We start from the raw sequence: 13204 nt of genomic DNA, 5'->3' as shown, positions 1-13204 counted from the left end.
ACGACGTTATGGCTGTTTGTGAGCGCTAACATTGACCAAAACGTCGTTGTCGACGGTGCGGAGGCGCGCGGCGAGACGGTTGCGCACGGAGCTGACCGTCTTCGTGGGTGTTGTGACGACGTCGTCGCGGGTGAAGCGCATCGTCAGCCAGTCGAGCCGGTCGAGGGCGAGATCGCGGGCGCGATCGGTGAGCGAGTAGTGCTCGTCGAAGTGGTGCTGGCCGTCGTACTCGATGGCCAGCTTCGCGGCGGGGTAGGCGAGGTCGACGCGTGCGACCAGATCGCCGTCGGGGGTGAACACGGGATATTGCGCCACCGGCGCCGGCAGTCCGGCCAGCACGAGGAGAAGGCGAAGTCGGGTCTCCATCGGCGATTCCGCCAACGGGTTCGCCAGTGCGACCGCCTCGGCGAGCCTCCGGCATCCCCGAGCGCCCACCGGTCCGAGCAGCAGCAGCGCCGGATCGAACGCACCGAGTCGGGCGAGTGCGTCCACCGCTACTACGGCTTCGGCGAGCCGCAGTCGTCGTCCCAGATCCCATGCCGTGCGGATCGGGCTCGTGACCCGGTAGCCGTCGACGGGCACGACCTCGGTCGGATCGAGCGCGTGCTGGCGGACGATCAGGCCGCGCCGTGCTCGCACCTGGCCCCGTGACGCGATCACTTCGGCGGCCACGTTCTCCGGCCCGATCTTCGCCCCGAGCAGTGCGGCGGCCGAGTATCCGCAGAGCGCGCCGTGCTCCGGCAGGAGCAGGTGCGCGGCCTTCGACCGCACCAGCAGATCCGGCTCGACGTCGGCGGCGACGTAGATGCCCTGGTACACGGACTTGTAGTCGGATCCCCGCAGCTGTGCGCGAGTGACCAACCCCGCGGCGATGGCCACCGACCCGATGAACGGCTCCCCCGAAGTCATGCCGACAGCATGCGCCGAAGCCCCCGCTCCGCGTGGGCGTTTCGTTGACTACGACGTTATGGCTGTTTGTGAGCGCTAACATTGACCAAAACGTCGTTGTCGACGGTGTCGACGCGCTCCCGCTGCGGCACCACGACGTGCGCAGGGTCGCGGGACGAGGCCATGCCGGCCGCGAAGATCCCGTAGCGGAGCGCGGCGGAGCCGGCGTTGAGGAGGAGCCCGCCGCCCGCCGTGAGCCACCTGTTGCGCAGCAATCCGCCGGCGGCGACGCCGAGCGCTCCCGCCGCGGTCGCTGCGCGGGCCGCGCGCAGCACCCGGCCCGCCCGGCCCTCCCGGTACACGGACCCGACGAACCCGGCCCGCCGTTCCAGCACGGCCATCCCGCCGAGCTCGAGCGCGGCACCGGCCAGTGCCACCCGTCGCGCCGGAGCGGCGTCGTCGACGCGCCCGGCGAGCACCCCGAGCCCTCCGCCGCTGGCCATCGCGCTCCCGGCGAACACGTACGGCAGCTCGCGGTGCACCTCGTGCCATGCGGGCACGGCGGTGTCGGTCAGCAGCACCGCGGTGTACGTCGTCAGAGCCGGCCCGAGCAGTCCGGCGCCCGCCCCGGCGAGCCGCCCCAGCCGCGGCGCGACACCGGTCAGCTCCGAGGCCGCCGCGGCGCCGGCCAGCGTCCCGAACGGCGCGAGGATCCACGACCCCACCGAGAGCGGCGAGGTCGGCTTGAACACCCGCAGCATGTTGAGGAACCGGGCCGGCCGGCCGAGGTCGTGCACCAACGCAACGACGCTGACCGACGCCCCGCCCGCCGCCGCGACCCGCCCGAGCCTCCGCAGCCCGGGGCGACCCGTGGCGTCCGCGAGCGCCGCGAGCGCCGCCGACACCCCCGCCATCCCGCCCAGGTAGAGGTAGGCGGGGACGTCCGGCACCTTCCACGTCGGCGACTTGAGGATCTGCCTCCCGTAGTAGGAGCGGAACTCCGCCTCCGGCACCATCACCCGCTCGCGCTTCACCGCCGCACCCGCCCGCCCAGGAACGAGCCCGCCACGGTCGCGGCCACCGTGAGCGCGGCGAGCGCGGCGTGCTTCCACATCGCAGGCAGGTCGCGGGTGGTCACCACCGGATCCGGCGGCAGCCCGTAGACCTCCGGCTCGTCCAGCAGCAAGAAGAACGCGCCGGCGCCGCCGACACCGTCGTCGGGGTCGGCGCCGTAGAGCCGCGCCTCAGGCACCCCGCGCCCGTGCAGCGCCGCGAGCCGTTCGGTCGCACGTGCCCGCAGCTCGTCGAGCGGGCCGAACTGGATCGACTCGGTCGGGCACGCGGTCGCGCACGCCGGCTGCAGCCCGGCGCCGAGCCGGTCGTGGCACATCGTGCACTTGAACGCCCTGCCGTCGCCCGGGCGCTGGTCGATGACCCCGTACGGGCAGGCCGGGATGCAGTAGCCGCAGCCGTTGCAGATGTCGTCCTGCACGAGGACGGTGCCGTGCTCGGTGCGGATGAGCGCGCCGGTCGGGCAGACGTCGAGGCAGGCCGCGTGCGTGCAGTGCTTGCACACGTCCGACGACATCAGCCAGCGCACGTCCCCGTCGGGCGCCGGCTGCTCGACGAACGCCACGTGCCGGTAGGTCGACGCGCCCAGCGCTCCGGTGTTGTCGTAGCTGGTGCCGGTCATGGCCAGCACATCGGGGTGGTCGCGGTCGGCGCCGTCCGCCGGCAGCTCGTTCCACTCCTTGCACGCCACCTCGCACGCCTTGCAGCCGATGCAGACGCTGGTGTCGGTGAAGAACCCCACGCGCGGCGGAGGCTCGGGGTACCCGGCGTCGACGGCCGGGTCGTCGAGCCGCCCGAACAGCGAGCCGGTCGGGAAGAACGCCATCAGTCCTCCAAGCCGGCGCGCCGGCGGTAGTCGGCGAGGAACGCCACCAGCGCGGGCCCGTGCGGACGTCGTCCCGGGCGGATGTCGCAGGTCGCCGCCTTGGTCTCCATGATGTGGACGTTCGGGTCGAGCGCGACGGAGAGCAGCTCGTTCGCCGCGTCTCCGGTCGACAACCCGTCGGGACCCCAGTGCCACGGCACCCCGATCTGGTGGACCGCCTGCCCGCCGACACGCAGCGTCCGGGCCCGCCGGGTGACCAGCACCTTCCCCTCGACGGCCGACCGCGCAGTGACGACGTGCGCCCACTGCCCGTTGGTCAGCCCGCGCAGCTCCGCGAGCTCGGGGGAGACCTCGAGGAACATCTCCGGCTGCAGCTCGTTGAGCCGCGGCGTCCAGCGGCTCATGCCGCCCGCGGTGTGGTGCTCGGTCACCCGGAACGTCGTGAAGACGAACGGGAATACGTCCGCGCCCGGCGTTCCGGGCTGCGGGTGGTAGCGGTTCCCGGGCTCGTCGAACAGCTCGCGCGCCGGGTTCGCGCCCTGTTTCGGGTAGAGCGCGTTCGGGACGGGCGATTCCTGCGGCTCGTAGTGCGCCGGCAGCGGCCCGTCGGCGAGTCCGGTCGGCGCGTAGAGCCACGCGCGCCCGTCGCCTTGCATGATGAACGGTTCGGCGCCGCCGATCGCGTCGGCCGCCGTGGCGTCGTCTGGTGGCACGTGGTCGGGTGCGAGCGTGGGCGGGAAGTCGGGCACGTCCGGCCCGGTCCAGCGCTCGCCGTCCCACCAGAGCAGCTTCTTGCGCTCGCTCCACGGCCGCCCTTCGGGATCGGCCGACGCGCGGTTGTAGAGCACCCTGCGGTTGGCGGGCCACGCCCAGCCCCAGTCCGCGGCGATGCTGTCCTGCTCGGCGCCGGGGCGCCGCCGCATCGACCGGTTGACCTCACCCGCGTAGACGCCGCAGTAGATCCAGCAGCCGCAGCGGGTCGAGCCGTCGGCACGCAGCTGCGTGTAAGTGTCGAGGGCGCCGCCGTCCTCGCCGCTGCCGTTGATCTCGCGCAGCACGGCGTCGGCGCTGGGCTCGCCATCGGCCTCGACGGGGTAGTCCCAGGTCAGGTCCTGCAGCGGCCGGTCCTTGGGATCGGTCGAGGCCGCGAGCCGCTGCTTGATCCGGCGGCCGAGCTCGTAGAAGAACCACAGGTCGCTCCGGCAGTCGCCGGGCGGGTCGACGGCCTTGTGGTGCCACTGCAGCAGCCGCTGGGTGTTGGTGAACGTGCCGCCCTTCTCGCTGTGCGCCGCCGCCGGCAGGAAGAACACCTCGGTGCCGATGTCGGCGGTGCGCAGCTCACCGGTCGCGATCTCCGGGCCGTCCTTCCAGAACGTCGCCGTCTCGATCATGTTGAGGTCGCGGACGACCAGCCAGTCGAGCTTCGCGAGGCCCATCCGCTGCTGGCGCGAGTTGGCGGTGCCGACGGCGGGGTTCTCGCCGATCACGAAGTAGCCGGGCACCTCGCCGCGGGCTTGCGCCATGACGGTCGGGAAGCTGGAGTGGTCGCCGGTGAGCCGCGGCAGGTGGTCGAAGCAGAAGTCGTTCTCGGCGGTCGCGGCATCGCCGAACCACGCCTTGAGCAGGCTCACGACGTAGGTGTTCATGTTGCCCCAGAAGCCCTTGTCGCCGGTGTTGGCGGCGATGAAGGTGTCGAGGTCCTGCTCGCGGTGCGCGTGCGGCATCGGGATGTAGCCGGGGAGCATGTCGAACAGCGTCGGGATGTCCGTCGAACCCTGGATGCTCGCGTGGCCGCGCAGCGCGAGGATGCCGCCGCCGGGACGGCCCATGTTGCCCAGCAGCGCCTGCAGGATCGACGCCGCACGGATGTACTGGGCGCCGACGGTGTGGTGGGTCCACCCGACCGCGTAGCAGAACGCGCTGGTGCGCTCTCGTCCCGAGTTGCGTGTGAGCGCGTCCGCGACCTGCGCGAACGTCTCCGGCTCGATCCCGCAGACCTCCTGCACCATTTCGGGGGTGTAGCGGGCGAAGTGCCGCTTGAGGACCTGGAACACGCAGCGCGGGTGCTGCAGGGTGTCGTCGCGGTTCGGGTCGCCCTCCATCGGGGTGCCGCCCTCGCCGGCGATCTGGCCGCGCTCGTGCTTCGGCGGCACGGCCCGGTCGTCCCGCGGCCCGACGGCGGCCTCGACCTCGACGTCCTTGTAGTGCCACGACCGCACGTCGTAGGTGCGCGAATCGGGTTCGAAGCCGGAGAAGAGGCCGTCGAGGTCCTCGGTGTCGCGGAAGTCGTCGCTGACGATCATCGGCGCGTTCGTGTAGGCGCGGACGTACTCCTCGAAGTACGTCCCGGTCTCCAGCACGTGCCGGATCAGGCCGCCGAGGAACGCGATGTCGGAGCCGGCGCGGATCGGGACGTGCAGGTCGGCCACCGCGGACGTCCTGGTGAACCGGGGATCGACGTGGATCACCGTCGCGCCCCGCTCCTTCGCCTCCATCACCCACTGGAACCCGACGGGGTGCGCCTCGGCCATGTTCGAGCCCTGGATGACGATGCAGTCGGAGTTCGCCAGGTCCTGCTGGTAGTTCGTCGCGCCGCCCCGACCGAAGGAGGTTCCCAGACCGGGAACCGTGGAGCTGTGTCAAATACGGGCCTGGTTCTCGATCTGGATCGCGCCGAGCGCCGTGTAGAGCTTCTTCATGAGGTAGTTCTCCTCGTTGTCGAGGGTCGCTCCTCCGAGGCTCGCGATGCCCAGCGTGCGGTGCAGGTGCCGGCCGTCGCCGTCGACGTCCTCCCAGGTGCGCTCGCGGGTCGCGAGCACCCTGTCGACGATCATGTCGACGGCCGTCTCCAGGTCGAGGTCCTCCCACTCGGTGCCGTGCGGGCGCCGGTAGCGCACCTTCGTCATCCGGGTCGGCGACGTGACCAGCGACAACGTCGACGAGCCCTTCGGACACAGCCGGCCGCGGCTGATCGGCGAATCCGGGTCGCCCTCGACGTGCGTGACCCGCCCGTCCTTCGCGAAGATCCGCTGGCCGCACCCGACCGCGCAGAACGGGCACACCGACGGCGTGACGGTCTCGGCGTCGAGCGTGCGGGCCCGTTTGGCGTCGGTGCCGCCGGACCGCGCGGCGGTGCCCCGGCCGAGCGGGTCGGCACCCCGCGCCTGCCGGACGAGGGGCCAGCTCCCGATGATCGAACGCACACCCATGTGCGTGCACTTCCCCCGTGGCGGGCGCGCTAACCGTCGATGGTCACCCGATCGCGATCAGGACGGTCGCGGCGAGCGCCCCACCTAGCCCGCAGAGCTGGCGCCAGGTGAGCCGCTCCGCGAGCAGGACGACCCCCAGCACCACCGGGATCACCGGGTACAGCGACGAGAGCACCACGGCGACCGTCACCAGCTCGGTGCGGGTGGCGAGCTGGTAGCAGACCAGCGCGAGCCCGGCGAGCACGCCGGCGCCGGCTGCGGCGAGGTCGTGGTGCTGCCGCTCGCGCTGCGCCGTGGGTCGAAGGACGGCGAAGAGCGCGACGACCGCAACGACCGCGGTGACCCGGCCCGCGACCACGGGCCAGACCCCGGAGTCGCCGCCGGCCTGCGCGAGCGTGAGGTACTGGACGGCGATGCCGACGCCGGCGAGCGGCGCGTCGAGCACGCCGCCCCGGCCGGCACCGTTGGCGCTGTCGCCGCGCGAGACCCACCACAGGGCGGGCACCGCGAGCACGATCCCGACCCACGCCACCGCCGTGGGGCGCTCGCCGAGCAGCGCGACGCCCACCAGCACCGGCAGCGCCACCCCGCCGACCGCGCTGACCGGCACCACCACGCTCATCGCGCCCCTGGCGATGCCGCGGAACAGGAACGTCATCGCAGCACCGGTGCCGACGCCGGAGAGCGCGCCCCACGCCACGCCTTCGAGCGTCGGGGGAGCGGGCGTGAGGAGCAGCGCGGCTGCCGCCATCGTCAGGAAGCCGGCCAGCTGCCCGACGAGCGCCACCCGGATGAACGACGCCTTGCGCGCCGCGACGCCCCCGATGACGTCGGAGATCCCGTAGCTCACCGCGGAGGCCACCGCCAGCAGCGCGCCCATCAGCTACCGCGCAGGCTGTCGCGTTGGGCCTGCCCCACCGGGCAGACTGCGCCGTCGACGCAGCATGCCCGGTCGCACATCCGGCAGAGCAGCTCGGCGCTGCCGACCTCGCCGTGCAGCTCGGTGAGCAGCGTGCCGAGCGCCGCGGCGAGCGCCTGTTGCGCGTCGGGGTCGAGCGCCGCGACGAGCCTGCGCAGCGCGCTTTCACGCGCGGCGAGCAATGCTGCCGCGGTCCGCTCGCCGTCGGGGGTCGGGTGCACGCTGACCTCGCGGCCTGCGCCCGGCGCGCGCCGGACCAGCCCCGTCGACTCCATCGACGCGACCATCCGGGCCGCGGCCGGCTGACTGAGCCCGATCCGGCGGCCCAGATCGCTGACGCTCGGGCCGGGCGCCGTCGACAGGATCACCAGCGCGGCCGCGGCGCTCGTGCTCAGCCCGACCGCGCGGGCCGAACCGGTGATCGCCAGGTCCGTGACGGCGAGTGCGGTTGCGCCCAGCAGGTTCGCGGTCCTCGTTGTGTCGGGGCCATCATGCATGACTCATGCATAACAGGCCCTGATCAGCCCTGCAGCGCGGCGACCGCCACCGTGTCCCACCGGTAGAACCAGTGCGGGTCGAGCAACCGCTCCTGCCGGATCAGGCTGACCTGCGTGATCTCGACCTCGACCGGCCCCGGGTCGACGGCGGCGAGCGCCTCGACGTACGGCGCGGACTCACCCTCGCCGCCGCTGTAGGCGATCGACACGTGCGGGTGGAACGGGCGGGTGCGCTCGGGCAGCGGGCCGAGCACGGTCTCGACGCCTGCCCGGACGGCGTCGAGCACGTCGGCCACCGGCGCGGCCGGCTCGACCTTCAACGTCGCGGCCTCGCGGTGGACGACGGGACGGCCGAAGTGCACGGTGAACGCCGGCAGCGCGGAGAGCTGCTTGCGCACCGCATCGATCAGCTCCTCGGCCGTCCCCTCCTCGACCTCGTCGGCAAACCCGACCGCCTGGAGCGTGACGTGCAGCCACCTCGGCGGGACGGGGCGCAGCAGCGGCAACTCCGCGAGCGCCGACTGGTACGCCTCGGCCGCCCTGTGCAGCTGTAGCGCGTTCTCGAAGGTCAGGTGCCAGGTGAGCACGTGCCGACCGGGCGGCCTGCCCGGTCGCTGCCACCAGTGGTCGACCAGCCGGTCGTCGTGCACCGTCAGTTAGCTCCTTCTGCCTCGTCGGCCGGACACCACTGCGGAGTGTCCGGGTCGGTCAGCGGACCGCACACGATCGTCTCGCGCGCGTCCGGTCCGCCGTCGCGGAACGTGACGATCGTGACGGGCTTGTCGACGGGCACCCTCCGGTCGACGGTGCCGCCGAAGTCGATCCGCCCCGTCACCCCGCGGTAGCTCTGCCGCGCATCGGCGGCGTCGGTCACCGACATCAGCGCTCGCCACACCGTGCCGCCGTTGATCTGGACGTGGTTGTCGCGCAGGTAGCGCACGGCGACGACCACCGTGTACGCGGCGTCGTAGTTGAGCGCGGCGTGCCCGTCCAGCGTCCGGCTCCTGATGACGGACTCCTCGGGGAACAGGTCGTTGAGCGCCGCGTAGAAGTCGGTCGACTCCACCGGTGGCTCGCTCTGCACCTCGGGGCCGGTTGCGAGGCTGAGGAACTGGTAGGGCACCGATCGGTTGGCGCCGCTCACCGGGCGGTTCGCGACGTACCGGGTGACGTCGTCGCCGCCCAGGATGTACGGCGGGTCGTCCCGGCAGCGTTCGGACACACCGTTGAGGAAGCCTTGGAAGTCCACCGGCCCGCGCGCGGCGTAGAGGACCACGCCCCCGGCGGCGTCGCAGGCCTCTCGGCCGGCGGCGCCCGCGTCCTTGCCGGTCGACCTGGGTCGGGCGGGGGCGAAGGGGACGGTCCGCACCTGGAAGCCCTTCTTCGCGAAGGCGGCTTCGAAGTCGGCCGCGAGGTTCTGGCTGTAGACGTCCTCGACGTCGGCGGACCTGTAGACGACGGCACGGCGCTCGATCGGCCGCCCGAACGGCTGCGTGCCGGTTTCCAGCAGGTTCTCGACGTGCTCGGCGGCGACCGCGGCCTCGCGCATGTTCTGCGGGCTGATCTGGAAGTACAGCTCGCTGACCGATTCCATCGGGTCGGCGGTCAGGTTGGCGACCACCGTGGGCAGCCCCACCGCGGCCAGCTCCCTGATCATGGTGGCGGTCGAGGCCCGGCTCTCGACGAGGCCGGTGACGGCGACGATGCTGGGATCCGCCTTCGCCATCGCGCCGAGCTGCTTCGCCACCTCCGGACCGTGCTGGAGGCCGGGTCCGGTGTTGGCGATGAGGACCCGGATGAGGGGCTCGTTGTCCTGCGGCTTGGCGAGCTGGACGGCCTGCGCCACGGCCACCCCCGCAAGCTGCTCGCTCTCCGCCGACAATGCCTCTTCGCCCGGCGCGGCCGCTGTGTCGACCGCCGCGAGGAACACCAGCGTCATGATCGGCCGGTCCGGCTGCTGTTCGTGGACCCGCAGCGCACGCTCGTTCTGCGCGAGGACCGTCGCGCGGACCACGTCGAACCCGTTCCCCTGCAACAGCATCGGGTTGCTGCCGTCGGTCACGCCGACGCAGGTGTCACCGACCCGGTGGATGGTCGAGGTGGTCGGCTCCACACCCAGCCACGTGAAGCCGTCGCCGCAGTGCTCGTGGCTGTGCAGGAGGCCGAAGCCCGTGTAGCTGCCGCCCGCGGCGAGCAGGAGCGCCGCGGCGATCAGCCCGCCGGCCCGGCGGGTCCGGAGCCATGGTCGGGGCGGGCGCTGGAGGGGTTCGAGCGCCGCGGTGACCGCGGCGAGATCGTCCGTCGCCGCCTCCGGGATGGTGATGGTGGCGACCCAGGCGACGATGTCGCGCCGACGGCTCTGCTCGGGCATCCGGACGATCCAGCGGCGCAACGCCCGCCCCGGATCGGCGCTGTCCGGGTCGGGCACCGGTGGTTCGGCCAGCGGCGGGACCCGGCGGCTGGTGGTGATCAGCAGGAGCGGGTCGAACTTGCGGGTGTCGTTGCGGATCGCGGCGATCATGCGCAGCAGCGTGTAGCCGCCGTTGCGGCGGGTGATCCCGTCGAGCAGGACGATCGGGAACGTCGTCCGGTAGCGCCGGATCCAGCCCCGGCCGAGGAAGGGCACCGTGAGGTCTTCGAGGAACGCGTTGACGAGCAGCCGGGCCACCTGGTCCGGCTCCTCGTGGGACCACTCCTTCTTGCTCAGGCGCAGGGCGAGCTCGAAGAAGCTGTCGTTGCCCGGCGCCATGTAGGGCTGCTTGCGCCGGAACCATCGGTAGATGCCGCCGAGGAGCGGCACCCGGCCGCTCTGCCGCACGCGGAAGAACACCGGCGTCAGGAACATGCCGAGCGCACGTACCCAACCAGGCAGGCCGTCCGAGGCGGTGTCGGCGGCCGCGACGGCGGACGTCGCCGGTCGCACGGCGCGCTCGTACAGCGCGCGGCGCAGCTCGCCCATGCGGACCGGATGCGGGCCTGCGGCGACTTCGTGCTCCATCAGCCAGCAGGCGAGCCAGAAGCGCGGGAACCGGTAGGCCCCGCGGTTCGCGCGCGCGAGCCGATCCGCGATGGTGAACAGGACGGTGGCGAGCGCGCCGACGTCGTCGTGCGTGAGCCGGGTGAGATCCGGGTCGGCCGTCGCCGAGGTGGCGCCGCCCGGTTCGAGCTCCACGCGCGCATGGGGCACGTGCAGCCGCGGGTTGCTCGACGTCAGACGTGCCGAGATCGACTCCAGCAGGCCGCCGTCCTCACGCAGGCGCGGCTGCACGCAGCCCAGGATCGGTGGCGTGTCCCGCCACGTGCAGCGGCGGCGCCGGCGGCGGTAGAGCGCCCGCACGGTCTCGATGAGCTTGGGGAACTCCGCGAAGTTCTCGAACGTGGGCACTCGTCCCTGCCCTCTTTCACGATCCGGCGACTGTCTGTGCGCCGGATCACAGCACCGGTAGTCCTCCCGGCGCGCCTGCGCGGCGACGATCGCGCGGGAGGGTGCGGCGAGCGGTTGCGGAGCGTGAAAGGACATGTCCCGGGCGTCACCGGTTTTGCCGTTCGGCGCAACGGGTTGCGCCGACCTGCAGAGGTGCCGTACGTCGTGGACGACCAATTGGTGATCAGGTGAATGAGAAGGCGTTCGAGCGGGTATCCCGCCGCACCTGAGAACCGGAGGGCAACATGATCATCCTCGGTCTGATACTGCTCGTGCTCGGCTGGCTGCTGGGCATCTCGCTGCTGTACTACATCGGCGGGATCCTGCTGGTGGTCGGTGTCGTCCTGCTGGTACTGGGCGGCACGGGCAGGGCCGTCGGTGGTCGTCGGCATTATTTCTAGCCGCACCATCGAATGACGCGCGTCGGGCGTGCGGGGTGACGATCACCCCGCACGCCCGACGTGTGTCCGGCGCCCGACACGGACGGCGAAGGTTCAGCGCACTCCCGGCGGTGTGAGCCGGTAGACGGCACCCGCGGTGTCGTCGGTGACGTACACGGCGTTGTCGGGCCCGACGGTTGCGGCCACCGGACGCCCCATCGGCCGCCGTCGGCGTTCTGGAACCCGCCGACGAGCGTTTGCTGCGTGCCCAGCTGCCCGTTCTTCCAGGGAAAGAACGACACCTCGGGGGCGCGCGGCGGGTTGGCGTTCCGCGAGCCGTGCGGCCCGACCAGCGCGTCCTCGCCGGCGGCGCGGCGTCCGGCGTGGGGTGGTCGCCGGTCGCGTGGGGGCACTGGGTGGGGCTCCGCCGCACGCCGCGGTGAGCGCAGCGATCGCGGACACGGCGACTACCGAAGCGGTAATGCGACTGCTCGTGGGCGCATACCCAGCCTGCCTCACCCGTCCGAGCGTCCCGGACCCCCACCCGCTTCACAAAGGGTCCACCCGAGTGGGCCAAACAACGTGTCTGAAAGCCGAACGAACGCATGGACGGTGCGGGCGCCTTGCGCCGTTCGATCGTCCTGCGGCGCTACGGTTCCGGTCGTGACTGACCTGAATGCGGGCGGCGATAGGGACAGCGGTCCGACGATGGTGGCGATCACCCATGTGGACAACGCTGGCATCACCCGCGTGAAAGGCGTCCCGACGGGCCGGCTCGACCAGGTCGCCCGCTACGGCGTCGGGATGTCGCCCTGCTTCGAGACCTTCACGTTCGACGACCGGATGATAATCGGGCGCCACCTCGGCGGTCCCGACGGCGACCTGCGGCTCGTCCCCGACCTCGGCCGGCTCACCGCGCTGGCCGGCTCGCCGGGCTGGGCGTGGGCTCCCGCCATGAAGTTCGGGCAGGACGGCGAGCCGTTCGGGCCGTGCCAGCGGCTGTTCGCCGCCCGCCAGGTCGAAGCGGCGCAACGGGCCGGGCTGCAGCTGCGGATGGCGTTCGAGACCGAATGGTCGCTCGGTGCCGACACCGACGAGTTCGTGCCGGTGGTGCGCGGGCCGGGGTACGGGATCGTCCGGCTCGGCGACGTCGAGGGATACGCCCTGGACCTCGTCGACGCGGTGCAGCGGCAGGGCATCGGGGTCGAGCAGTTCCACCCGGAGTACGCGTTGTCGCAGGTGGAGCTCTCGGTCGCGCCGAACGACCCCGTCGGGGCGGCCGACGACGCCGTCCTCGTCCGGCACACGATCCGGCAGCTCAGCAGGGCGCACGGGTGGCGGGCGTCGTTCGCCCCGAGCGTCGACCCCGACGGGTCGGGCTCCGGCGCGCACCTGCACTTCTCGGTCCGCGAGGGCGACTCGTCGCTGTTCGCGGGCGGCCCCGGGCCCCACGGGCTGCAGCCGGCGGGCGAGGCCTTCCTCGCGGGGGTGCTCTCCGAGCTGCCGGCGCTCGTCGCCATCGGTGCCGGCAACCCGGCGAGCTTCCTGCGGCTGCAGCCGTCGCGCTGGGCGGGGGTGTGGCAGGCCTGGGGGCGAGAGGTCCGCGAGGCCGGGCTTCGGTTCGTCACCGGGATGCGCGGCACGGAATCCTGGGCGGCGAACGCCGAGATCAAGTGCTTCGACGCGACCGGCAACCCGTACCTCGTGGTGGGCGCGGTGATCGCGGCCGGGCTGGCGGGGGTGGCGGCGGACCTGCGGCTGCCTCCGGAGATCGCGGGCGATCCTGCGGGGCTCACGACCGGTGCCCCGCCGCGGCTGCCCACCACGTCCGCGGAGGCGGCCGACCGGTTGGTGGCGTCGGACGTGCTGGCCGCGGCGATGGGGCCGGAGCTGCACGACGCGATCGTGACGGTGCGCCGCGCGGAGGCCGAGAGCTATGCGGACGCGACACCGCAGGAGATCGTGGACGCTGTGCGATGGCGGTTCTGAC

The 13204-nt window shown here is 72.4% G+C and carries 10 protein-coding genes; 2 read left to right on the top strand and 8 right to left on the bottom strand.

What is annotated here, in order from left to right:
• Window positions 1-6: 6 nt before the first annotated feature.
• Genes LL648_RS29190 through LL648_RS29155 form a run of 8 tightly spaced genes read right to left on the bottom strand, consistent with a single transcriptional unit; the run spans window position 7 to window position 10795 of the window.
• A complete protein-coding gene (locus LL648_RS29190; protein WP_232665974.1) occupies window positions 7-909 on the bottom strand; it encodes a DUF559 domain-containing protein in 903 nt (300 codons plus the stop codon).
• A gap of 56 nt (window positions 910-965) precedes the next feature.
• Window positions 966-1922: an NrfD/PsrC family molybdoenzyme membrane anchor subunit gene (nrfD, locus tag LL648_RS29185; protein WP_232665973.1), complete on the bottom strand. Its 957-nt coding sequence runs from the start codon at window positions 1920-1922 to the stop codon at window positions 966-968.
• A complete protein-coding gene (locus LL648_RS29180) occupies window positions 1919-2785 on the bottom strand; it encodes a 4Fe-4S dicluster domain-containing protein (protein WP_232665972.1) in 867 nt (288 codons plus the stop codon). The genes nrfD and LL648_RS29180 overlap by 4 nt, the downstream gene beginning before the upstream one ends.
• Window positions 2785-5994, bottom strand: coding sequence for a formate dehydrogenase (gene fdh / locus LL648_RS29175; protein ID WP_232665971.1), 3210 nt, complete (start codon window positions 5992-5994; stop codon window positions 2785-2787). Before fdh ends, LL648_RS29180 begins: the two co-directional genes overlap by 1 nt.
• 43 nt (window positions 5995-6037) lie before the next feature.
• A complete protein-coding gene (locus LL648_RS29170) occupies window positions 6038-6874 on the bottom strand; it encodes an EamA family transporter (RefSeq protein ID WP_232665970.1) in 837 nt (278 codons plus the stop codon).
• Complete coding sequence (locus tag LL648_RS29165) at window positions 6874-7410, bottom strand: MarR family transcriptional regulator (protein ID WP_232665969.1); 537 nt, start codon at window positions 7408-7410, stop codon at window positions 6874-6876. The genes LL648_RS29170 and LL648_RS29165 overlap by 1 nt, the downstream gene beginning before the upstream one ends.
• Window positions 7411-7433: 23 nt before the next feature.
• Window positions 7434-8060, bottom strand: coding sequence for a 2'-5' RNA ligase family protein (locus LL648_RS29160; protein ID WP_232665968.1), 627 nt, complete (start codon window positions 8058-8060; stop codon window positions 7434-7436).
• A 2-nt stretch (window positions 8061-8062) separates the two neighbouring features.
• The gene (locus LL648_RS29155) at window positions 8063-10795 is read right to left on the bottom strand and encodes an ABC transporter substrate-binding protein (RefSeq protein ID WP_232665967.1); all 2733 of its coding nucleotides are present in this window, start codon (window positions 10793-10795) and stop codon (window positions 8063-8065) included.
• A gap of 284 nt (window positions 10796-11079) precedes the next feature.
• Between LL648_RS29155 and LL648_RS29150 the strand changes: the two genes are divergently transcribed.
• On the top strand, window positions 11080-11235 hold the full coding sequence (locus tag LL648_RS29150) for a DUF6131 family protein (protein WP_232665966.1): 156 nt from the start codon (window positions 11080-11082) through the stop codon (window positions 11233-11235).
• 642 nt (window positions 11236-11877) lie between these two features.
• Window positions 11878-13203, top strand: a complete 1326-nt coding sequence (locus LL648_RS29145) for a glutamine synthetase family protein (protein WP_232665965.1) — start codon at window positions 11878-11880, stop codon at window positions 13201-13203.
• Window position 13204: the final 1 nt, after the last annotated feature.

The sequence above is a fragment of the Pseudonocardia sp. TRM90224 genome (genome assembly GCF_021245725.1).
Lineage (GTDB): Bacteria > Actinomycetota > Actinomycetes > Mycobacteriales > Pseudonocardiaceae > Pseudonocardia.
Note: the sequence above shows the minus strand (reverse complement) of the source record. Positions and strands in the feature narration are given on the sequence as shown.

Excerpts from the sequence above, each read along its gene's own strand:
- LL648_RS29190 (WP_232665974.1), bottom strand. The coding sequence starts at position 909 with ATGACTTCGGGGGAGCCGTTCATCGGGTCGGTGGCCATCGCCGCGGGG.
- LL648_RS29180 (WP_232665972.1), bottom strand. The coding sequence starts at position 2,785 with ATGGCGTTCTTCCCGACCGGCTCGCTGTTCGGGCGGCTCGACGACCCG.
- LL648_RS29170 (WP_232665970.1), bottom strand. The coding sequence starts at position 6,874 with ATGGGCGCGCTGCTGGCGGTGGCCTCCGCGGTGAGCTACGGGATCTCC.
- LL648_RS29165 (WP_232665969.1), bottom strand. The coding sequence starts at position 7,410 with ATGCATGATGGCCCCGACACAACGAGGACCGCGAACCTGCTGGGCGCA.
- LL648_RS29150 (WP_232665966.1), top strand. The coding sequence starts at position 11,080 with ATGATCATCCTCGGTCTGATACTGCTCGTGCTCGGCTGGCTGCTGGGC.